Source organism: Pantoea sp. ABR1s (assembly GCF_057812235.1).
Window position 1 is genome coordinate 2,117,231 of sequence record NZ_CM173823.1, and the last position, 22,017, is coordinate 2,139,247.

21 protein-coding genes are annotated in these 22,017 nt (G+C 56.4%); 13 read left to right on the forward strand and 8 right to left on the reverse strand.

Features of this window, described 5'->3' with window-relative positions; genetic code table 11:
• The first annotated feature begins 63 nt into the window (after nt 1-63).
• The 3 genes from ACXKZD_RS09905 to ACXKZD_RS09915 are packed head-to-tail and all read left to right on the forward strand — an operon-like array spanning nt 64 to nt 4,165.
• Nucleotides 64-2,289, forward strand: a complete 2,226-nt coding sequence (locus ACXKZD_RS09905) for an ABC transporter permease (RefSeq protein WP_488981570.1) — start codon at nt 64-66, stop codon at nt 2,287-2,289.
• On the forward strand, nt 2,286-3,347 hold the full coding sequence (locus tag ACXKZD_RS09910; RefSeq protein WP_033757668.1) for an ABC transporter ATP-binding protein: 1,062 nt from the start codon (nt 2,286-2,288) through the stop codon (nt 3,345-3,347). The genes ACXKZD_RS09905 and ACXKZD_RS09910 overlap by 4 nt, the downstream gene beginning before the upstream one ends.
• A gap of 23 nt (nt 3,348-3,370) precedes the next feature.
• Nucleotides 3,371-4,165: an inositol monophosphatase family protein gene (locus ACXKZD_RS09915; protein ID WP_033767265.1), complete on the forward strand. Its 795-nt coding sequence runs from the start codon at nt 3,371-3,373 to the stop codon at nt 4,163-4,165.
• 33 nt (nt 4,166-4,198) lie between these two features.
• Here ACXKZD_RS09915 and ACXKZD_RS09920 read toward each other — a convergent pair whose 3' ends face one another.
• Complete coding sequence (locus ACXKZD_RS09920) at nt 4,199-4,636, reverse strand: GNAT family N-acetyltransferase (RefSeq protein ID WP_443485013.1); 438 nt, start codon at nt 4,634-4,636, stop codon at nt 4,199-4,201.
• A 180-nt stretch (nt 4,637-4,816) separates the two neighbouring features.
• On the opposite strand from ACXKZD_RS09920, the gene hipB reads away from it, so the two are divergent.
• From hipB to ACXKZD_RS09945, 5 genes are all read left to right on the forward strand, one after another.
• Nucleotides 4,817-5,065: a type II toxin-antitoxin system antitoxin HipB gene (gene hipB, locus ACXKZD_RS09925; protein ID WP_192033669.1), complete on the forward strand. Its 249-nt coding sequence runs from the start codon at nt 4,817-4,819 to the stop codon at nt 5,063-5,065.
• Nucleotides 5,065-6,378 (forward strand): type II toxin-antitoxin system HipA family toxin, encoded by a 1,314-nt coding sequence (locus ACXKZD_RS09930; RefSeq protein ID WP_033771787.1) that lies wholly within the window; start codon nt 5,065-5,067, stop codon nt 6,376-6,378. Before hipB ends, ACXKZD_RS09930 begins: the two co-directional genes overlap by 1 nt.
• Before the next feature lie 104 nt (nt 6,379-6,482).
• Nucleotides 6,483-6,689 (forward strand): type II toxin-antitoxin system MqsA family antitoxin, encoded by a 207-nt coding sequence (locus ACXKZD_RS09935; RefSeq protein ID WP_010244885.1) that lies wholly within the window; start codon nt 6,483-6,485, stop codon nt 6,687-6,689.
• A gap of 171 nt (nt 6,690-6,860) precedes the next feature.
• Nucleotides 6,861-8,282: a M24 family metallopeptidase gene (locus ACXKZD_RS09940; protein ID WP_192033668.1), complete on the forward strand. Its 1,422-nt coding sequence runs from the start codon at nt 6,861-6,863 to the stop codon at nt 8,280-8,282.
• A gap of 75 nt (nt 8,283-8,357) precedes the next feature.
• Entirely contained in the window at nt 8,358-10,403 is a 2,046-nt protein-coding gene (locus tag ACXKZD_RS09945) for an FUSC family protein (RefSeq protein WP_488981571.1), read from the forward strand.
• A 385-nt stretch (nt 10,404-10,788) separates the two neighbouring features.
• Here the strand turns inward: ACXKZD_RS09945 and ACXKZD_RS09950 are convergent, their stop codons facing one another.
• Complete coding sequence (locus ACXKZD_RS09950) at nt 10,789-11,124, reverse strand: gamma-glutamylcyclotransferase family protein (RefSeq protein ID WP_022625647.1); 336 nt, start codon at nt 11,122-11,124, stop codon at nt 10,789-10,791.
• A 749-nt stretch (nt 11,125-11,873) separates the two neighbouring features.
• Nucleotides 11,874-12,893, reverse strand: coding sequence for an alpha/beta hydrolase (locus ACXKZD_RS09955; protein WP_010244912.1), 1,020 nt, complete (start codon nt 12,891-12,893; stop codon nt 11,874-11,876).
• A gap of 753 nt (nt 12,894-13,646) precedes the next feature.
• Here ACXKZD_RS09955 and uraH point away from each other — a divergent pair.
• On the forward strand, nt 13,647-14,069 hold the full coding sequence (gene uraH / locus ACXKZD_RS09960; RefSeq protein WP_488981572.1) for a hydroxyisourate hydrolase: 423 nt from the start codon (nt 13,647-13,649) through the stop codon (nt 14,067-14,069).
• Between the two features lie 14 nt (nt 14,070-14,083).
• Here the strand turns inward: uraH and ACXKZD_RS09965 are convergent, their stop codons facing one another.
• Nucleotides 14,084-15,007: a LysR family transcriptional regulator gene (locus ACXKZD_RS09965; RefSeq protein WP_122458479.1), complete on the reverse strand. Its 924-nt coding sequence runs from the start codon at nt 15,005-15,007 to the stop codon at nt 14,084-14,086.
• Nucleotides 15,008-15,159: 152 nt separating this feature from the next.
• On the opposite strand from ACXKZD_RS09965, the gene ACXKZD_RS09970 reads away from it, so the two are divergent.
• Together ACXKZD_RS09970 and ACXKZD_RS09975 are read left to right on the forward strand one after the other, a co-directional pair.
• A complete protein-coding gene (locus ACXKZD_RS09970; RefSeq protein ID WP_488981573.1) occupies nt 15,160-15,909 on the forward strand; it encodes a glucose 1-dehydrogenase in 750 nt (249 codons plus the stop codon).
• A 263-nt stretch (nt 15,910-16,172) separates the two neighbouring features.
• Complete coding sequence (locus ACXKZD_RS09975; RefSeq protein WP_010670145.1) at nt 16,173-17,273, forward strand: NADH:flavin oxidoreductase/NADH oxidase; 1,101 nt, start codon at nt 16,173-16,175, stop codon at nt 17,271-17,273.
• 43 nt (nt 17,274-17,316) lie between these two features.
• Here the strand turns inward: ACXKZD_RS09975 and ACXKZD_RS09980 are convergent, their stop codons facing one another.
• Nucleotides 17,317-17,901, reverse strand: a complete 585-nt coding sequence (locus tag ACXKZD_RS09980) for an NUDIX domain-containing protein (protein WP_010244931.1) — start codon at nt 17,899-17,901, stop codon at nt 17,317-17,319.
• 82 nt (nt 17,902-17,983) lie between these two features.
• Between ACXKZD_RS09980 and ACXKZD_RS09985 the strand changes: the two genes are divergently transcribed.
• Complete coding sequence (locus ACXKZD_RS09985) at nt 17,984-18,733, forward strand: DeoR/GlpR family DNA-binding transcription regulator (protein ID WP_122458482.1); 750 nt, start codon at nt 17,984-17,986, stop codon at nt 18,731-18,733.
• On the opposite strand, the gene ACXKZD_RS09990 is transcribed toward ACXKZD_RS09985, so the two are convergent.
• Together ACXKZD_RS09990 and ACXKZD_RS09995 are read right to left on the reverse strand one after the other, a co-directional pair.
• A complete protein-coding gene (locus ACXKZD_RS09990) occupies nt 18,726-19,244 on the reverse strand; it encodes a hypothetical protein (RefSeq protein ID WP_050498534.1) in 519 nt (172 codons plus the stop codon). The genes ACXKZD_RS09985 and ACXKZD_RS09990 overlap by 8 nt on opposite strands.
• Before the next feature lie 120 nt (nt 19,245-19,364).
• Nucleotides 19,365-19,763: a VOC family protein gene (locus ACXKZD_RS09995; RefSeq protein ID WP_010244934.1), complete on the reverse strand. Its 399-nt coding sequence runs from the start codon at nt 19,761-19,763 to the stop codon at nt 19,365-19,367.
• A 319-nt stretch (nt 19,764-20,082) separates the two neighbouring features.
• Between ACXKZD_RS09995 and ACXKZD_RS10000 the strand changes: the two genes are divergently transcribed.
• On the forward strand, nt 20,083-21,114 hold the full coding sequence (locus ACXKZD_RS10000; protein WP_010244937.1) for an NADP-dependent oxidoreductase: 1,032 nt from the start codon (nt 20,083-20,085) through the stop codon (nt 21,112-21,114).
• A gap of 41 nt (nt 21,115-21,155) precedes the next feature.
• Here the strand turns inward: ACXKZD_RS10000 and ACXKZD_RS10005 are convergent, their stop codons facing one another.
• The gene (locus ACXKZD_RS10005) at nt 21,156-22,016 is read right to left on the reverse strand and encodes a PfkB family carbohydrate kinase (RefSeq protein ID WP_488981574.1); all 861 of its coding nucleotides are present in this window, start codon (nt 22,014-22,016) and stop codon (nt 21,156-21,158) included.
• Nucleotide 22,017: the final 1 nt, after the last annotated feature.

Below are 22,017 nucleotides of genomic sequence, written 5' to 3' on the forward strand. Positions count from 1 at the left end.
GCCGGGTCTGTGCCAGACCGCGGTGGCGTAAGCCTGATGTCCGCTTCCTGATCGAGGTGATTTATGAATGCGCACAATCGTCGCTTAACCGGCGCGCTGCTGGCGGGCGCCATCGCGCTGACGCTGCTGCCCTGGTATAGCCTGGAGCAGGGCTTCTTCTCGGGTGACTGGCTGTTCAGCTTATGGGGTGATGAGAACAATGCGCCTGCGCTGGGGCAGCTCGCGTTACACAGCTGGCTGGGCATCGCCGTGGCGCTGTGGCTGCTCTGTGCTGGCAGCGCCTTTCTGCCCCCGGGCCGCACCCGCAGCACGCTGCTGCTGCTGTTCAGCACCTGCGGCATTCTGTTTCTGGTGCTGGAAGGGCATGCCATCGGTTTCAGTGGCTGGAACTGGTTATGGCTGGAGAACCTCACCGGCCCGCTGGCGCAGGGGCAACCGGCGATGGGCGCGGGCGCGCTGCTGCTGCTGACCATATTTTTGCTGATTTTCGCCTTTGCCCTGGCGGAGCGCGGCGTGCTGAGAGGCGATGCCTTTGTGGTGGCGTCGATTGTGCTGCTGGTGGCGCTGGTCACGACCTTTGTGCTCTATCCGGTACTGAGCCTGTTTGTCGCCTCGGTGCAGGATATTGATGGCAGTTTTAAACCTGACGGACTGATTGCCAATATGCAGGATCCCGCCATCTGGAGCCTCGGCTGTTTTACCGGTGGCACCTGCGGCACCGCCTGGCGCACGCTGGGACTGGCGCTGATGACGGCCAGTGGCGCTACGCTGCTGGGACTGGCGTTTGCACTGGCGGCGACGCGCACCTCGCTGCCGTGTAAAAAAGCGCTGCGGATGCTGACCATTCTGCCGATTATCACGCCGCCGTTTGTCATCGGTCTGGCGCTGATCCTGCTGTTTGGCCGCTCCGGCGTGGTCACCGAATCGCTGGCGACGCTGTTCGGCATCGAGCCGGGCCGCTGGCTCTATGGCATGACCGGCATCTGGATTGCCCAGGTACTCTCCTTTACCCCCATCGCCTTTCTGGTGCTGATTGGGGTGGTCGAGGGCGTCAGTCCGTCACTGGAAGAGGCGTCACAGACCCTGCGTGCCAGCCGCTGGCGCACTTTCTCCCGCATCTCGCTGCCGCTGATGGCGCCGGGGCTGGCCAACGCCTTCTTAATCAGCTTTATCGAAAGCATGGCCGATTTCGGTAACCCGATGGTGCTGGGCGGCAGTCACGGCGTGCTGTCGACGGAGATCTTCTTCTCCGTGGTTGGCGCACAGAACGACCCGAGTCGCGCGGCGGTGCTGGCGATGATCCTGCTGGGCTTCACTCTGGCCGCTTTTCTGGTGCAGCGCGTCTGGCTCTCCGGCAAAAGCTTCGCCACTGTCACCGGCAAAGGCGACGGCGGCCGTCATGTGATGCTGCCGGGTCCGGTGCGCTACAGCGTCTATGGCATGGTAATACCCTGGGGTCTGTTCACCCTGGTGATCTACGGCATGATCATGATTGGCGGCTTTGTGCAGTCCTGGGGGCTGAATAACAACCTGACGCTGGATCACTACATCCGCGCCTTTAGCGTCAGCGTTAATCAGGGACAACTGGTCTGGAGCGGCGTCGCCTGGAGCTCTTTCTGGACCACGCTGGAGATCGCCCTGATCGCCGCGCCGCTCACGGCCATTGTCGGACTGCTGACTGCCTGGCTGATTGTGCGACAGAAGTTTGCCGGTCGTCAGACCTTTGAATTCATGCTGATGCTGAGCTTTGCCATTCCCGGCACGGTGATTGGTGTGAGCTATGTCATGGCGTATAACCTGCCGCCGCTGGAGATCACCGGTACCGCGATGATCCTGATCGCCTGCTTTGTCTTCCGTAATATGCCGGTCGGCGTGCGTGGTGGTATTGCGGCGATGAGCCAGCTGGATAAAAGCCTGGATGAAGCTTCACTGACGCTGGGCGCAAACAGTTTCCGTACCCTGCGCAAAGTGGTGCTGCCGCTGCTGAAACCGGCCATCAGCGCCGCGCTGGTTTACGCCTTTGTGCGGGCCATTACCTCTATCAGCGCGGTGATTTTCCTGGTCAGCGCCCAGTACAACATGGCGACCTCGTACATTGTCGGGCTGGTTGAGAACGGCGAGTATGGCGTGGCGATTGCCTACTCCTCGGTATTGATCGTGGTGATGCTGCTGATCATTGGCCTCTTCCAGCTGCTGGTGGGCGAACGTCGCCTGCGTCGTGCAATCCAACCGGCGGTGATTATTGCCGCACCCTCTGCATCCACTCTGACTCAGGAGAGAGCCGTATGACGACCATTAACGCCGGATCGGTAGTGTTTGAACATGTCGCAAAGCGTTTTGCCGGTTTTACTGCCGTGCCGGATCTGTCGCTCACCGTAGAGCCGGGTACGCTGGTGACGCTGCTCGGGCCATCCGGCTGCGGCAAGACCACTACGCTGCGACTGCTGGCCGGGCTGGAGCATCCCACCGCAGGGCGGATTCTGATTGGCGGCAAAGATGTCACCCATCTGCCCGCCAACGAGCGCGACGTGGCGATGGTGTTTCAGTCCTACGCGCTGTTTCCCCATATGAACGCCATCGACAATATTCTCTACGGGCTGCTTTCCTCGGGCATGAACAAACGCGAGGCGCAGGACAGGGCGCGCGAGGGGCTGAAGCTGGTGGGGCTGGAGAGTCAGGGGCAGCGGTTGCCGTCGGAGCTTTCTGGCGGACAGCAGCAGCGTATTGCGGTCGCCCGCGCGCTGGTGCTGGAACCGCAGGTGCTGCTACTCGATGAGCCGCTGTCGAACCTTGATGAGCGTCTGCGCCGTCGGGTGCGCACTGACATCCGCGATCTGCAGCAGCGGCTCGGGTTTACGGCGGTTTACGTGACCCATGACCAGGAGGAGGCGCTGGCGGTATCCGATAAGATTATTGTCATGAAAGAGGGGGATATTGCCCAGCAGGGTGCGCCGGAGACGCTTTACCATTCACCCAATTCGGTCTTTATCGCGGACTTTATGGGAGAGGCGAACATTCTGCCCTGTGAAGTGGAAGAGGCGGATGCGGATGACGCGCTGGTCCGCCTGGGTAATCAGCGCTTCCGGGTACGAGGTGCCGGTGCAAAAACCGGCAGTGCTCAGCTGGCGGTGCGACCGCAGTTTATTACGTTGTCCGGCGACGGTCAGGGGGCGTTGCAGGGGGAGGTCATTCACAGCACCTGGCTGGGTGACCATATCGAATATGAAGTTGCCACCGAACTGGGCGCGCTGTTCATTATCGATCCGCAGATGGAACAGCGTCTGCCGCTCGCCACCACAGTTGGCGTCAACTTTAAGCCGCAGGGCCTTGCCCTGATTGCCCGTTAATCTGACTAACTCAAGGAGTTCGCATGGAATCGCATGATGAAATAATGGCGCGTCTGGCTTTAGCGGAAGCCGTTGCCCGTGAAGGTGGCGCGACGGCGTTATCTTACTTCAACCGTCGCGAGACGCTGGTGGTGGAGACCAAGTACGATTTGCAGGATGTGGTGTCGATTGCCGACCGTGAAGTGGAGCAGCTGATCGCCAGCCGTATACGGGATGCGTTTCCCGCTGATGGCTTTCTGGGTGAGGAGTCGGGACTGCAGGCGGGAGAGTCTGACTACACCTGGGTGGTTGATCCGATCGATGGCACCAGCCCATTTCTCAATGGGATGCCGAGCTGGTGTGTTTCCGTCGCGGTACTGCGCGGCGATGTGCCGGTCATCGGGGTGATTTTCGCGCCGACCTATCAGGAGTGCTACGTGGCGGCACTGGGGCAGGGCGCAACGCTCAACGGTCATCGTCTGCAGGTCGATCCCACACGCACGCTGCAAAACCACGTTACCGGGTTTGGCGCCAACAGCTATGTCAGCCCGCAGCAGGTAGGCGAGATTGTTGCAGCACTGCTGTCGGCGGGCGGTAACTTTATCCGCATTGGTTCCGGCGCACTGATGCTGGCCTGGGTCGCCGCCGGTCGGGTCGTGGGTTACTACGAACCCTATATGCACGCCTGGGATTGCCTGGCGGGTTACTGCCTGGTGAAAGAGGCGGGCGGCTGGTACCACCCGTTTAACACCGAAGGCGATCGCATCACTAAAGGCGCGCAGGTCCTGGCCGTGGCACCGGGTGCCGAAGCAGATCTGCGGCGCATTGCCGGTTTATAATTATGTGACCCTGTCACGCTGATTGCGCTGCGGTCAGCGTGATGCCTCAGGCCGTAGCATTTTGGTCAGATAGTGACGCTGCATACCGGTTTGCGGAAAATCGGGCAGGGACATCTGCGGCTGATAACCCTGTTTCTGATAAAACGGCAGGGCCTGAAAACTAAAGGTATCCACCAGCGCATAGAGACATCCCATCTTTCCCGCCTCCTGCTCTGCGGCTTCCAGCAGTGCGCTGCCCAGACCACTGCCACGGAGCGTTTCGTCCACCCAGAGATAATCGATACAGAGCCAGTTTCCTTTGCGTGCGGCGATCACTCCCCCGCGCAACGTTCCCTGTTCGTCCCTGTGAGAAACCGACAGCGGTCCCCAGTTATCGCGGCTGATGAACTGCCGGTTGTAAGCCCCCAGTCCTGCCAGCAACTCTTCCCGATCGTCGTCGTTGACCTGCTGGGTAAGGGTAAATGTGCTCATCCTCGTCCTCTTTTAATTGTGGTTCCTGTTTATCCCCTGCAAAGGATAATTGTGCGATTATCCGCTATAGGGTATAAAGTAATTATTATCCCCTTTAGCGGATAAATGACATTTTATACCCTATCGGGGATAACACGGCTGCGCTATGCTTACAGCCTGTGATCCAGAAGGAGTCACCCCATGATATACAGCCCGCTACAGCTGGCAAACCGGCTAAAGCTCATTCGTCAGCGCAATGGCTGGACCCAGAGTGAACTGGCGAGAAAGGTCGGCCTGAAACAGGCCACCATCTCTCACTTTGAAAATGCCCCTGACAGTACCTCGCTGGCAACGCTGTTTAAGCTGTTACAGTCGCTGGAGCTGAGTCTGGAAGTTCAGGAGAAAGAGGAGGCCAGTGCGCCTCAGCTGCATGATGAGGATGAGTGGTAATGGAAAGGCTGATTGCGTGGATGAACGGCGAGCGGGTAGGCGTACTCACCCGCCAGCGAAACGGCGCTCATGAGTTTCAGTATGATACCGGCTGGCTGAGTAATCCGCTCTCCAGGCCGCTGTCACTTTCGATGCCGTTGCAGGTAAAGGCTCTCACCTCACACGCCGTGATTAACTTCTTCGATAACCTGCTGCCGGATAGCCCATTGATTCGCGACAGAATCGTGGCGCGTTACCAGATTAAATCCCGTCAGCCCTTTGATCTGTTGCAGGAAGTGGGACGTGACAGCGTCGGGGCGACTATGCTGCTGCCGCCCGATATGCCACTGCCCGCACTGCAGGCCCGCTATGAAGTGCTGGATGAAACCCGGCTCGAAAGCGTGCTGTCGGCCTATCAGTCAGATATCCCGCTGGGGATGCTGCGTGAAGAGACCGATTTCCGTATCTCGGTCGCGGGGGCGCAGGAGAAAACCGCACTGCTGTTGACCGATGAAGGCTGGAGCATTCCTGCCGGTGCCACGCCCACCTCGCACATCATTAAGCTGCCGATCGGAGAGATTAAACAGCCGGCCGCGACGCTGGATATGCGTGAAAGTGTGGAGAATGAGTATCTCTGTCTGGCGCTGGCCCGTGCACTCGGTATCGACGTGCCGCAGGCAACGATTATTCGTGCCGGACAGATGCGCGCCCTGGCGGTAGAACGTTTCGACCGCCGCTGGTCACGCGATAAAACCCGGTTGATTCGCCTGCCGCAGGAGGATTTCTGTCAGGCGCTGGGACTGCCTTCTTCAACCAAATATGAGTCGGATGGCGGGCCAGGCATTGCGGAGATCATGCAGATACTGATGGGATCGAGCAACGCCATCGAAGATCGCTATCGCTTTATGATGTTCCAGGTTTTTCAGTGGCTGATTGGCGCAACCGACGGTCACGCCAAGAACTTCTCACTGTTTATTGAGCGCGGCGGCAGTTATCGACTGACTCCCTTTTATGATGTGATCTCCGCTTATCCGGTACTGGGCGGCACCGGTCTGAACAAGCGAGCGCTGAAACTGGCGATGGGGCTGCGTGCCACTAAGGGGAAGAAGACAGAGATCGACAAAATCTTCCCGCGCCATTTTATCGCCACGGCAAAAAGCGTCAGTTTTGATCGTGACAGTTTGCAGCAGATCTTCGACTTCTTTATTAAGGCCTTTCCCCAGGCAGTGGTCTCGGTGCGCGATGCCTTGCCGCCCGATTTCCCGCAGCACATCGCCGACGCCATTTTTAGTCATTCACTGATTATGCTGGAGCGGCTGCGGCACAAAGAGTGATGGCGCTTATGAGCTGGCAATATCCTGAAAAACCTCTCCTCATGTGTATGGCTAAAAGCCTGTCGGCTATGCTTATCTGACAGGCTTAACAGGAGAGTCATGGTATGAAGTGTCCGGGATGTGAAGGAGAGGCGTTTGTGTACGCCACGCGCGACGTCAGTCTTAATACGGGTAATCCGGAGGACGTTGTGCCAGATGTAAAGGGCGATCACTGCATCCGCTGTGGAGCGGTGATTATGAATGCCGGAACGTCGGAGTTATATCCCGAAAAGGCTGAAGCGCTGGAGAATGCAGGCGTGCCCATCAAATAACACAGAGAGCCCGTTTAGCGCGGGCTTCTTTGTCTCTGTTACAGGTGAATGTCCCTCTTTTGATAACACGCAACGAGTAAGTTGTGTGATTGTGGCACCCTACAGGCTAAAGCTCAGGTTTACCCTGGGAATGGAAATCAAACCCCGTCAATCTGGCCACTGGAGTGCGTTATGGATGCCAATCGCTATGCCCTGGAAACAATCCCGTCACCGCCGGCATTTCCCGGTGCTGCCAGCCCTGTGATGTCTGATGAAACACTGCATCGCCGTCTGGCCGCCATTATTGAGCGGATGCAGCAGCAGCAGATTGCGCAACTGATTATCTATGCCGACAAAGAGCACGGCAGCAATTTTGAATATCTGGCGGGATTCATTCCGCGCTTCGAGGAGGCGCTGCTGGTGGTGACTCAGCAGGGCGAGCTCACCTATATCATGGGTAATGAGAACCTCAAGCTGGTGCCGTTTGCCCGCAATCCGGGACGCTGTCTGCATGCGGCGGTCTTTTCTCTGCCCAACCAGCCTATGCGCGGGGAGCAGCCCCTGGATCAGCTGTTAACAGAGGCAGGGATAGTGGCGGGAGAACGCACCGGGCTGGTGGGCTGGAAGTTATTTACCGGCAGGCAGCAAGGGATGTTTGATCTGCCGCAGTTCATCTATGCCGCGGCGGCGCAGGCAGCGGGAGGCGATGCACAACTGGTAAACGCCACCGGATTGTTTATCTCGCCTGACAACGGTGCACGCTGCGTTAACGGCGCCGATGAAGTGGCGTTTTATGAGGCGGGGGCCAATCTTGCTTCAACCGCGATGCTGGCTGCGCTGGATAGCGTAGCGCCGGGCATCACAGAGAAGGCGTTAGGCGCACGTCTGAACGCAGAAGGGCAGCCAAACACGGTGGTGACGATTGCCGCGACCGGTGATCGTTTCGCCCAGGCCCGGCTCTATCCGTCTGATAAACGGATTGCGACAGGCGACAAGCTTTCTCTTACCACCGGCTACAAAGGCGGGCTGACCAGCCGCTCGGCTTACGTGGTCAGTGAAGCTTCTGAGTTACAGTGTAACGTTTCCGACTGGCTGACCCGGCTGGCGATCCCCTATTATCACGCGGTGGTCAGCTGGCTGGAGCAGCTGCGGATCGGGATCACCGGCGGCGAACTCTATTCGCTTATCGAAACGGTGCTGCCGAAAGCGCAGTATGGCTGGCATCTTAATCCGGGGCATCTGGTGGCTGACGAGGAGTGGCTAAGCTCGCCCATCTATCCCGATTCAGCCGTGACACTGAAAAGCGGTATGCTGCTGCAGATCGATATTATCCCGTCGGTGCCGGGTTATGGCGGTTGCAGTATCGAGGATACGGTCGGACTGGCGGACGCGGCGTTGCGTGATGAGCTGGCGTGTCGTTTTCCCGATCTCTGGCAGCGAATGACTCAGCGCAAAGCGTACCTGACAGATGTGCTGAGGATTGAGCTTGGCGAAGAGGTGATTTTGCTCTCGAACACGGTAGGCTATCTGCGCCCTTTTTTACTGGATAAGCGCCGTGCGCTGGTGCGCCAGCAGGGGCTTAACCGGCCTGATGCGGCCGGTAATAATTTGTAAAATTTAACTGAGAGTAAAACGCAGGCGCATCTGTCAGGATACGCGCCTCAGAAAGTTCCTGGTTGCTCTCATTCGATGAAATGGTTTACCAAAAACGCGGTTTTGTTTGCCTGCAAAACCTCCTTTGCCGCGTTTATCGCACTCTCTGTGGCGCTCGTTCTTAACTTCGAAAAACCCGCCTGGGCGCTCACCACGGTGTTTGTCACCTCGCAACTCTATGCAGCATCGACCGTCTCGAAATCGCTGTTTCGCCTGCTGGGCACGCTGCTGGGCGGCATCTTTATTCTGCTGATCTACCCCGAAACGGTGCAGTCGCCAGTGTTGTTCAGCCTGTGCGTATCGCTGTGGGTAACGGTTTGCCTCTGGCTCTCTCTGCATGACCGCACGCCGAAGAGCTATATCTTTATGCTGGCCGGCTACAGCGCAGCGATTATGGGATTTCCTGACGTGGAGTCACCGTTGGCAATCATCAACACCGTAGTTTCACGTATTGAGGAGATTACGCTGGGCATCCTTTGCAGCACGCTGGTTCACCGGCTGGTGTTTCCGGTTTCGATGCATCATCTGCTGGGGCAGAGCGTTAATCTCTGGTTTCAGAACGCGCGCAAACTCTGTGATGAACTGATCAGCGGAATGGCAAAGAACAAATCGCTGGAGCGCGAAGATATCCTGATTCAGATGGCGGGTTATCCGTTGAATGTTGAAACGCTGCTGACCCACTGCGTCTATGAGGGCGAAGCGGCGCGTAATGTCATCCGTCTGGTCAGCGTACAGTATCAGCATCTGACTTATCTGCTGCCGACACTGACGGCGATTGAATCACGGCTGGGTGTGCTGGCCGAACTGAATATTCGTTTTCCGCCGTGCGTCACCGACGTGTTTCAGCAGTTCCTGTTGTGGCTGCATCACGATCGGATTAACGATATTGCCGGACTGCGTGAAGCGATTGCTGCCAGTCAGGCAACCCTGGAGCACGAATGGCGGGCCGGGCTGCTGGCAACCGAAGAGAGCCTGCTGCTGATTGGTCTGCTTGAGCGGCTGGCTAACTTTGTGCGCATTGCCGATGCTTATGAGAATGTCAGTGCGCGCGCAGGGGATCTCTACAGCCACGGGGATGGGGCGGCGATCCGCAATATCCGGGAACACCGGCATATCGATAAGGGACTGTTACGGCTGTCCGCGCTGACGGCATTTCTGGCGACCTTCCTCTCCAGCCTGTTCTGGATCGGCAGCGGCTGGGCCGATGGGGCGAATGCACCTCTAATGGCGGCGATTATCAGTTCATTTTTTGCTGGTGTCGATTCCCCGGTAACGCCGATGAAGCTGTTCGTGAAAGGGGTGATGATTGCGCTGGTGGTCAGCCTGTTCTACATCGCTTTTCTGATCCCGCAGGCCAATACCTTACAGGCGCTGATGATCATACTGCTGCCCGGTCTGATGCTGCTGAGCCTGGTAATTGCCAATCCGGCGACCAATCTGGTAGGGCTGAGTGTCGCCATCCAGATCCCCGGTTTTATCGGCTTAAGCCATCACTATGTCCCGAATCTGATCGTCACGCTGAATGCGGCCATCTCCTCGATGGTGGGGATTATGTTTGCGGTAGTGCTGACGGCGTTGATCCGCAACAAACGACCGTCATGGATAGCCAGAAGAGCGGTGCAACGGGGACTGCGCGATCTGTTAGGGTTTATTAAAATGGTGGAGCGCAATTCCGCCACGCTATTGTCACGGCAGCAATTTATTGCGCGGATGCTCGACCGGGTGAATATCATTCTGCCGCGTAAAAGGCTCGATCCGGTGCCGGATATCGTGGTGGGGGGGTATCTGATTACTGAAACCTGGCTGGGCGCCAACTGTTATGACTTCTACGCACGTTATCGTGAGGTGCTGGAGAGTCATCAGATTGATAGTGGTCAGATGTTTCACGAGCTGGCGCTATACCTGAAGCGCAAGATGAAATCGCTGCAGTTAGCGCCACATCAGGATCTGCTGGAAGAGCTGGATCTGTTGCTGCTAAGACTGGAGCCGATCGCCCGAGAGGAGAGTGTGGCTATTGCGCCCTTAATCCATCTGTTTAATATTCGGGTATCACTGTTTCCACATCAGCGCTGGCCAGATTAACCCGATATAACAAGGCTGGCTGGTGGGGCTAAGAGAGCGCTTGCCGGGACCAGAGCGGACAATCTTATTTTAGTTACATCATACATTAGATCTTAATTAAATTTAGAATCAGGCAGCGTGCCCATTTATTTGTCTTGCAGGAAAATAAGGTCAGCAGAGTGGAAAGGTTGGTTTGTAAAAATGGCCAGCAATGGCCTGAGCGTGAAGCGCAGGCATTATACCGCTTTAAATCAGACTGTTGCATTCAATTCTCTAGCCAGGCACGCCTGGTTAATACTGGTCATAAGCGCGTCCTGCTGCGTCAGAAGCCTGCAACAAGAGCAGGGCGCGCGCATCCCAATGCAGGAAAGCAGGGTTGATGCAGGAAACGTTCAGCGGTAATAGCTCAGCGGCTTTCCTGCGGCTGAAGCTGATAAATCCACGCACTGTATTGCCGATTATCCTCGGCAGAAACGCGAACCTCGACGCGATCGTAGCCATCTTCAAACGCATCCAGCATCGGCCAGTGGGCGTCCAGCTGGTCGGAGAGAAACAGATAACCCGGCACGTCGGGCCCATGCTCATCCAGAACGATGCCCGGAAAATCAGCCGCTGCGCCCCAGCCGCGCTGATAGAAGGTACCGTTCACAGAACCGGCCAGCCATTCTCCGCCAATATTTTCCAGGATATGGGCATTCTCGCGGCCCGGACAGAGCGTGCCATAGACAAATAAGCGTTTCATTTTTTCTCGTCGTTGAAACAGTGGAAGCCAGCAACTTTAACGTGCATGAAATCTGATGTCATGTGGCTACGGGGATTTTCACGAATGGCTGAAGATATGGGCAGGAAGCGCAGGTTGAAATGACGCACTGTGGCAAATTCTGCGACCCAAGGGCCACGCGGCAGTCTCAGAATTCACGTAGCGTTGCCATTCAGGTCAGGCAGTCAGGCGAGTCTGGCTCAGTGAAGCATGTCATTCTGGATGAGATGGTCAGAGCGGCATTTTCGTTATCAAACCTGATGGCGGGACGGTGAGCATCAGGATGACAAACATCCGTCATCAGCATAACCGCTGGCGTGAATGAATCAGGCATCAGCATAGAAGTGTGCGTGAATGTTAAAACACAGAGGCGATTCCAATCGGTGCAGCGCAGAAACGGTGATGGTAAACAAAATAACGCGCTCAGCGTGAAAAGGTTAATGGCAACAACGAACACCCAAAAATGACGAAGCGTGATTTGCTTTGAAAGGACGGCGGATGGCAATGATGCCCGGGCATCAAAATGAAGCACGAACCAAAGAGCGCATAATGTATATTATGTTAAATAAGATATTAACAGCGCACTTATCGCTTCGATACTGCTCCGTTCTTTCCTGGTGTTCCGGCAATCGCACTGCCCTGCGTCTTCGAACTGATTCCTTCAAACTTACTGTATGGTAAGAACCCCGGACGAAGATTCGGTCCGGGGTTGGTTTCATGTGACCGGTCAGTTATTTGAGATGCGAACGCAACTCTTCACCCGCCTGATTAATAGCTGTTCTGACCGTGGGTTCCTGACTTAACGCGTTCAGCAAACCGTAATCATGAATCATGCCATTGTAGCGCGTTACGGTAACCGGCACGCCTGCAGCATCCAGCTTACGACCGAACGCTTCACCTTCATCACGTAACACATCCAGCTCTGCAGTCTGAATCAGCGTTGGCGGCAGCCCTTTCAGCTGTTCAGTGGTGGCACGCAACGGTGATGCCAGGATGTTATTACGATCTTTTTCCGAAACGGTATAGTTATCCCAGAACCACTTCATCATGTTCTTCGTCAGGAAATGTCCGTCAGCAAATTGATCATACGACGCGGTGTCGAAACGCGCATCGGTAACCGGCCACAGCATCACATCATAACGGATGGCCGGCGTTTTAAACTGCTTCGCCTGCAAGGCAACCGCCGCCACCATGTTACCGCCAACGCTATTACCAACCAGCGCCAGACGTTTTCCGTCAACGCCAATTTCAGCGCCATGTTCGGCGACCCATTTAGTGGCTTCATAAGCCTGAGTAATTGCCACCGGGAAATGGGCTTCTGGCGATGGTTGATAATTGACAAATACCGCAGCAGCGCCGGATGCATTCACCATGTCACGTACCAGTCGCTCATGGGTCGGAAAATCACCCAGCACCCAGCCACCGCCGTGGAAGAACATAAACACCGGCAAGGTGCTGCTGGCGTGCTCGGGCTTAACGATGGTCAGCGTCAGAGGCTTGCCCTGTACGGTAATGATCTTCTGTGAAATCTGTGCCGGCGGCAGTTCTGCGCCCTTCTGCGCCCCCGTCAACACCGCTCGGGCATCTTTGACGGAGAGTTGCTCAATCGGTTTACCACTCCCGCTGTTGAGCGCCTTCAGGAAAGCGGCCACGCCTGCGGTCGGTTGCGGACTGTTTTCAGTGGGTGCAGCAAACGCGGTACTCATCTGGCTGGCTAACAATAATGCACTGGCGATCAGTTTCATTTTCATCACAGGGTTCCAATTAACTTGCTATTAAGTAGTGTGCTATCTGGTTGGCAGGACAATGACACGGCGAACCTGGATTGTAAACTACTAAATAGCACACTATTTATCTCAAGCTTTTACCCTCTCTGACTATTTTCGTCATTAACAGACTACTTTGCCGCTATCTGTATCGATTTTCAGCAATTAAGCACTGCGCCTGAGCACCTGAAAAAAGTTAAAATCATAGAGTTTTTTTCTGGTTAAGTTCAGCATGGACGCCAACGGTGCTCGCTACCCTATCCCGCTGCCGCTGCCGCTGCCGCTGCTGAGTCCGTTCGGTTATACACCCTGTCTCGGTCAGACCTTTGTACGTATCCGGCTCGCTGACCAGACGTGCCGGATTCACATTCTCACGTCATTCGCGACGGAAAGCAGCCCGCCCACGAGTCGATACATGTCAGGTAGTTGATAACTGACGAGACGATTCTGTGGATAGATCAGAGGATTGCTATCGCTACGTTGCCCGCCAGGGGCCAGGCTTTGTTTTATTGCTGAATTCAGAGAGGATTTCATCTGGTGCCTCTGTTCCCTGATTAGCTATGACTGCACAGGTGCTGGACTATGATTAAGCAGAAATTTTGTATGATGTAACTAAAGACATTTTCCTTCTTTCTCAGAAATTTCACATTTCCTGCGGCTAAATATCTCTTTGCCCTCAGGCGCATTACTCTCTCTGCACTGTCACCCGACTTCAGACAATCAATAAAGGAAACATTGATGAAAACTTCATATGCCTTGATCGCAACATTACTGATGACCTCTGGCGCATCCGCTATCGCTGCTCAGCCTGCTACCACTAAAAACCCACTGAGCGTGCACGTTCTTAACCTGCAAACTGGCCAGCCAACGGCAGGCATCGAAGTTGAACTGGATCAGAAGCAGCAGGATAACTGGGTGAAACTGGCATCAGGCGTCACCGATAACAATGGTCGCATCAGCGCCCTGTTCCCGCAGGACAAAACAGCCAGTGCGGGTAGCTACCGCGTGGTGTTTAAAACCGGTGACTTCTATAAAAAGAACAACCAGAAAACCTTCTTCCCGGAGATCCCGGTTGAGTTCAACATGGAAGCCAGCGGTGAGCACTACCATATCCCGTTGCTGCTGAGCCCGTTTGGTTACTCTACCTATCGCGGCAACTGATCCCGATCCGGCTCTCAGGTGCCGGATTTCCCCTCTCCCGCTACCCGCGCCGGAAAGCACTCCACCAGCCAGTCGATAAATACCCGTAGCCGTTGCGTTACGTGCCGGTTTTGCGGATAAACCAGATGAAACGGATAACCCGCCGGACGCCAGTCGTGCAGGATCTCAACCATTTCTCCCTGCCGCAGAATCGACGACAGCGAATAATTAAATGTCTGAATGATCCCAAGCCCTGCCAGTCCCGCGGCCAGATGCGCGTTGCTTTCATTGACGCCTATGCGATGCGCACTGGTGATCTCAATTTTCTCTCCCTGACGTTCGAACCGAAGCGGAAATGGCTTGCCGGTTTGCGGCGAGAGATAACTCACCAGCCGGTGTCCGTTGCGCAGTTCATCAGGATAGGCGGGCACACCGAACGCTTTAAGGTAGGCGGGTGTCGCGCAGGTAATGAGCGTAGCGTGCCCTATCAGGCGGGCAATCAGTGAGGAATCGACCAGCGGACCGCCGCGGATCACACAATCAACGTTGTCGCTAATAAGATTGACCGGGCGATCGGATACGCCCAGATCCAGCGTAATATCAGGATAGCGGGCAAAGAAATCGGGCAGCAGCGGAATCAGAACGTCCCTGGCGGTAGATCCGCCGACATCGATGCGTAACTGCCCACGCGGCTTACTGCGCAGTGAATTGAAACAGGCATCAATATCTTCGAGATCGTGCAGGATGCGCAGCGCTTTCTCATAGTATTCACGCCCTTCTGCGGTGATGGTCACGCGTCGGGTGGTGCGCTGCAGTAGCCTGACGGAAAGATGCGCCTCCAGCTCCTGAACCAGCTTACTCAGCGTCGCCTTCGGCATATTCAGCGAGTCCGCCGCCCGGGTAAAACTGCCGCTTTCCACTACCCGTGAAAAGGCTTTTATCGCCAGCAGCTGATCCATTCTATCTCCCTATTATCCACCCGTGTGGATAGTCATTTTCATTTTAGCGGATTTATCCGCCAATCCTCCTCTCTTACAGTAGCAATCAGTCCGGCAGCCCCGCTGAACGGGAATAACCCAAACTCTCTAAGAGACTATCCGGAGAAGAACTTATGAACGCATCACTCGCAGGAAAAATTGCACTGGTTACAGGCGGAACGAGCGGAATTGGCCTGGCTACCGCCCGGGAGCTGGCGGCACAGGGCGCACAGGTTTTTATAACCGGCCGTCGTCAGGCGGAGCTGGATGCCGCCGTCGCTGAAATCGGCGGAACCGTCAGCGGCATCCGCGCAGACGCCTCACAACAGCACGATCTCGATGAGGTTTACTCGCGAATTGCAGCGCAGGCGGGACGCCTCGATATTCTCTTTGCCAACGCCGGGGGCGGCGACATGCTGCCGCTGGGGGCGATTACTGAAGAGCATTTTGACCGTATCTTTGGCACTAACGTACGCGGCGTGCTGTTTACCGTCCAGAAAGCCCTGCCTCTGCTGGTTGATGGCGCATCGGTAATTCTGACCGGATCGACTGCCGGAGCGCAGGGTACTGCGGCTTTTAGCGTCTACAGCGCCAGTAAAGCGGCAGTGCGCAATTTTGCCCGTTCGTGGGCGCTGGATCTGAAAGATCGCGGAATCCGGGTCAATGTCGTGAGCCCCGGCCCTGTCCGTACGCCTGGGCTGGGTGATCTGGTCAGTGAAGATCAGCGTCAGGGCCTGTTTGATGCGCTGGCAGCACAGATACCGCTTGGCCGCCTGGGTGAACCGCAGGAGGTTGCCCGCACCGTTGCGTTTCTCGCCTCGGATGCCGCCAGCTTTATCAATGCGGCAGAATTGTTTGTTGATGGCGGAATGGCACAGGTCTGAGAGTCACCCTGTAGCTGAATATCAGACCCTGGTGATTGTCCTTACCCGGTACGCAGAATACCGGTTCGCCGGGCGTGAGCAGCAAGGCGCGCCTGGCTTAACCGTTAACGTATCAATGCCTGCCTGAGACATCCGGCTGCGTTGATCTGTAACCTGAATCCGGCACGCCGTCATAAAATGTCACGTTGAAGAAACACCCGCCTGGCAAATCCCCCGCTATAGTTATTGCCTGTCACGTCAGTCATAAAAACCATGGAGATAACATGAGCCAACTTTTTTCCACTGTCTCGCTGGGCGAACTTACGCTGGATAACCGCATTGTGATTGCGCCGATGTGCCAGTACTCCGCTGAGGCGGGCAATGCGACCGCCTGGCACCGTATCCATCTTGGCCAGCTGGCCTTTTCCGGCGCAGGTCTGATGATCATTGAAGCCACCGCCGTAGAGGATATTGGTCGCATCTCCCCAGGCGATCTCGGTTTGTGGAATGATGATAATGAAGCTGCGCTGAAAACGGTTCTGGAAGATGTCCGCCGCTACTCCTCTATTCCGGTTGGTATTCAGCTGGGCCATGCGGGACGCAAAGCGTCGTGTGCCGTACCCTGGGAAGGCGGTAAGCAAATTGCGCCTGAAGCCGGCGGCTGGCAAACCGTGGCTCCGTCCGCACTGAGCTACAGCGCGGATGAAGTGAAACCGGTTGCCATGCACACTGACGATCTGGCGAGGGTAAAACAGGCCTTTGTCGACAGCGCCCTGCGTGCGGTGCGTCTGGGAATTCAGCTCATCGAAGTGCATGCCGCACACGGCTACCTGCTGCATCAGTTCCTGTCGCCGCTGTCGAATCAGCGCAGTGATGAATATGGCGGCTCGCTGGAAAACCGTATGCGCTTCCCACTGGAAGTCTTCAAAGCCGTTCGCGATGCCGTACCCGCTTCCGTGCCGGTAGGCGTGCGCATTTCTGCCACTGACTGGGTTGAAGGCGGCTGGGAGATCAATCAGTCAATCGCCTTCTCGCGTGAGCTGGAAGCGCTGAACAGTGCTTATATTCATGTCTCAAGTGGTGGTTTGTCAGAAGACCAGAAAATCAGCGTCGGACCCAACTATCAGGTGCCGTTCGCCCGCGATATTCGTGAGCAGGTGTCGATTCCGGTGATTGCGGTCGGCTTAATTACTGAGCCGCAGCAGGCAGAAGATCTGCTGCAACAGGGTGAAGCTGACCTGGTGGCGCTGGCGCGCGGTATTCTTTACGATCCGCGCTGGCCGTGGCACGCAGCCGCTGCGCTGGATGGTAAAGTCCAGGTTCCGCCACAGTATCTGCGTTCTGAACCGCACGATGTAAAAGGCATCCTGACGCAGGATCAGTAAGCTTTAACGGGCAGACCGCATTAACGGCGGTCTGCCCGTTCTCTTATAAAATGCCTTTCAGCCGCAGATGCTGCAGCAGCATGATGGTCTTGGCATCCACAATCTCACCCTGGTCAATCGCCTTTAACGCCTGGTCAAAACCGAGCTCAAGCACCTCAATATCCTCACCCTCTTCCGCTATTCCGCCGCCTTCACCGCTACGCTGCTGATCGCCATACTCGGCAATAAAAAAGTAGAGTTTTTCAGTAACCGAACCGGGGCTCATAAAGGCTTCAAACACCTTCTGCACATGGCTGACACGAAAACCGGTTTCCTCTTCGGCTTCGGCAACAATACGCGCTTCCGGCGAGGCGTTATCCAGCAGACCGGCGGCCGCTTCAATCAGAAAGCCATCATGCCCGTTAAGGAAAATCGGAAAGCGAAACTGACGGGTCAGTACCACCGTACGTTTGTCACGGTTGTAGAGCAGGATCACTGCGCCATTACCGCGGTCATAGGCTTCACGGCTCTGCTCCTGCCAGCGACCGTCACGGCGCAGCAGCGAGAACGTATATTTTTTCAGGGTATACCAGTTGTCTGACAGCAACTGCTCATTGATGATGCGCACGCGGGGATGGTTCTGCTGCATGATGCTCTCCAGGATAGTAGACAGCCATCACGCTATCATGCACAATCGTGCAACTTCAAGAAAAAACATGCAAAGGCCAGTCATGCTATCCAGCCAGCGAAAACAGACGATTCTCGCCCTGCTCGCCCAGGAAAAACAGGTGCAGTCGCGCGATCTCAGCCAGCGCTTTGGCCTCTCCGAAGACTCTATCCGCCGCGACCTGCGTGAACTGGCGGCTGAAGGATTGTTGCAGCGGGTACATGGCGGCGCGCTGCCGGTTTCCGCTGCGCTGGCCACCTTTGAAACGCGCAAAAGCGTGCAGACTGCTTCCAAACAGGTTATTGCGCAAAAAGCCGTTTCACTGATCCAGCCGGGACAGATCGTACTGATTGATGGCGGGACCACCAGCGCGGAACTGGTGCGACTGTTACCCGCCACGCTGAGCTTTACCGCGGTTACGCACAGTCCCAGCGTGGCGCTGGCGTTAGCCGATCATCCACTCGTGGAGATCATACTGATTGGCGGGCAGCTCTATAAACATTCAGTGGTGACGGTGGGCGCAGCGATGCTGGAGTCGATCAACCGCATCAATGCCGATATCTTTTTTATGGGTGTCACCGGCGTGCATCCTGCGGCGGGCCTGACCACCGGTAATTTCGAAGAGGCGACGGTCAAGCGTGCGCTGGCAGGACGTGCAGCGGAAACCGTGGTGCTGGCGTCAGCGGAAAAGCTGAACTCCGCCTCGGCATTTGCCATTGGCGACCTGTCGCTGGCCAGCACGCTGGTCGTGGAAACGCAGCCGGATGAGGCGCTGCGACAGGCACTGAGCCAGCAGGGTGTGACGGTCATCTGAGTTCGTAGCAGGCCTGCAGCGCAAGATGCGGACCGGTCAATGGTGGCTGTGTGTCAGGAAACTGCTGTGCTACTGGCGTCATTGAGCTTTGCGCCAGGGCCACCGCAACGGCTCCCTGCTGATAAGCCTGCTCTGCTGCTGCTGCAATCAGTGCAAAATAGCGTGTTGTCTCCCCCGCTTTAAACGCCGCCCATGCTCCCTCCACCAGCACGACCTCCACCTGGCTGCCGGGCTGGCTGAAAAGTGCCCGCGTCGCCGCCAGCGTTGATTCTGCCGCACAGAGCGCGACTGTGCGCCCTGCCTGACGCTGCAGCGCCTCTGCTAACATTCCGTCGGTGCGCATAACCCGATCCTGCGCGCTGAAATCACCGGCAACTGGGCCCAGCGTCGAGCAGGTGATCAGTACCGCATCAAACTGCGGCAGCAGCGTTTCAATCATTTGGGCAATACGGCGGCGTAACGCAGTCGTCATCCCGCCGCTGCGTTCCGCTTCTGCCAGCAGCGCAGGCATCACCAGATGATTCAGCGGCGGATTGTCACGCGCCAGTGCGCTGGCGGCATCATCAAATATCGCGATATTACTGGCCGCGGTGTGAAAGCAAAGAATGTTCAGGGTGAACTCCGGTACAGGTCAGATTGCGGATTGCCAGGCTGCATGCTGGATAACAACACGATAACCATCCCTGTCGATAAATGTCACGCCCCGTTGGTCCCAATAGGGATTAAATGAATTCAACCGCATAAATCCTGCCTCATCCATACAGGCACATCGGGCCAGCCAGTCAGGCCGTTGCGGAATGTAGAGCACCAGCAGGTCCTCATCTGTTGGCGATGGCCGGACGGGATGCGTGTGACAGAGCGTGAATTCGAGATGCCAGGCCAGCCCTTCAGCGCCCAGCATCACGCCACTGAACCCCTGATGATCAGTAAACTCACCGATTTCTTGCAACCCCAGCCCGTCACAATAGTTCTGACTGCTTTGCGTCAGGTCTGTCACCGGTCGGGCAATACGCAGATGCTGGATAATCATGGTTCTCTCCCTGTAGAGTTCACTGATATTTATCACAATCTTCAGAGCTTCCCGTGACGCCGGATGCGTGTCATGCCGCACTGCTGTTGACTCGCCTGCCCGTTTTTTGCAAGCGGATGTGAACAGCCATCAGCCTGAACCCATGACGCGAAGGGTCCTGCATCCGCTGTGTCCCCGTGGTTAGCACCCTATGCCCTGTTATCGGTAAATCAGCTTACCGCTCACAGCGCTAAACGCATTCCCGCCGCTGTCATCTACACTTTCCCGGTATTCATATGGTGATGCCCTGAGCATTGCCCGGCTATAAAAGGATGACAATATGACTGAACAAGCAACCCAGAACCATGCCTGGTTACTGGCTTCACGCCCACACGGTGAGCCGACCAAAGAGAATTTCCGCCATGTGGCGCAGCCCGTCCCGGAAATCAAAGAGGGTGAAGTACTGCTGAAAACCATCTATCTCTCGCTTGACCCCTACATGCGTGGGCGGATGGACGAGGGTAAATCCTACGCCGCGCCGGCAGAGCTGGATCAGCCGATGGTGGGCGGCACCGTCTGTCAGGTCGCCGAATCGAAAAACAGTGATTTTAAGACCGGTGACTGGGTGCTGGCGCAGAGCGGCTGGCAGGAATATGCCGTCTCCGATGGCAAAGAGATTGCGAAGCTGGGCAACGATCTGCCTCATCCCTCATGGGCGCTGGGTATTCTCGGTATGCCAGGCTTTACCGCCTATATGGGTCTGATGGATATTGGTCAGCCGAAAGCGGGTGAAACCCTGGTCGTTGCCGCCGCAACCGGTCCGGTGGGCGCAACGGTCGGCCAGCTGGGTAAACAGAAAGGCTGCCGTGTCGTTGGTGTGGCGGGCGGTGAAGAGAAATGCCGTTACGCCGTCGATACGCTTGGCTTTGATGCCTGCCTCGATCACCACAGCGCCGACTTTGAAGAGCAGCTGAAAAATGCCTGCCCGGATGGTATCGATATCTACTTCGAAAACGTCGGCGGCAAAGTGTTTGATGCCGTATTCCCGCTGCTGAACACCGCTGCGCGCGTGCCGGTCTGTGGTCTGGTCTCGGCTTACAGCCAGCGTGAGCTGCCGCAAGGCCCGGACAGAACCTCTCTGATCATGGCGGGCATTCTGAAACGCCGTATCCGTATGCAGGGCTTTATCATCTTCCAGGATTATGGTGACCGTTACCCTGAGTTCCTGGAGGCGATGCGTCCGCTGGTGGAGAACAAAAAAATCCACTATCGCGAGCACATGATTGAAGGATTAGAGAACGCGCCACAGGCGTTTATCGATATGCTGAATGGCAAAAACTTTGGTAAAACCGTGGTGAACGTCGGCGCCTGATGACGTTAGCGTGCCGCGTCACTGACGTGGCACGCCATTAATCAGTGCGGCTGCCGGGAAACGTGTTCGGCAGCTGCACGATTTGCCGCACTCACCGCTTCTGCCAGCGTTACCCCGCTACTCAGGCGCTGACACAACACGCCGACAAAACAATCCCCGGCACCGTGGGTGCTTACCAGTGTCACCTTCTGCGCCGCCAGTGTATGCGTCTCTCCCGCCTCGCTGTAAGCCACACCATGTTCACCAGCGGTAACCACCACTCTGGCAAACCGGCTGGCCAGCGATTCCGCCGCTGAGCGCGCCGACGTCAGATCCTGCACGCTAATCCCGCACATATCGCGCGCTTCAATGGCGTTCACCACCAGCAGATCAATACAGTTTTCAAACGCGGCTGACAACGGCCGGGCGGGCGCGGCGTTGACGCAGACCGTAATCCCACGCTGCTGTGCCGCCTGGGCCGCACAGAGGTTCACCGCTTCCGGGACTTCATTTTGCAGCACCAGCAGCGACACCTCCTGCCAGAAGCCGGGTTGCTCAAAGGTCTCCAGCGGGATCTGCTGATTGGCATTGGAGACCACCACCGCACCGTAATCTCCTTCGGCATCGGTAATCGCCACGCTCATCCCGGAGGGAAGCGCATCAATGATGCTGATGGCGGTGCAATCGACCCCGGCCTGCTGCAGATGATCCAGCAGGAATTGCCCCTGCTGATCGCGCCCCACTGAACCGGCGAAGCGCACTGCGGCACCCGCGCGTGCCGCTGCGACGGCCTGATTACCCCCCTTGCCACCAAACTTATAGTGACAGGCGCTGCCCATCACCGTTTCGCCTTTTTCCGGGCGATGGTGTGCATCCAGCATAATGTCGTAGTGAAGACTGCCGGTGACTGCAATTTTGCTCATA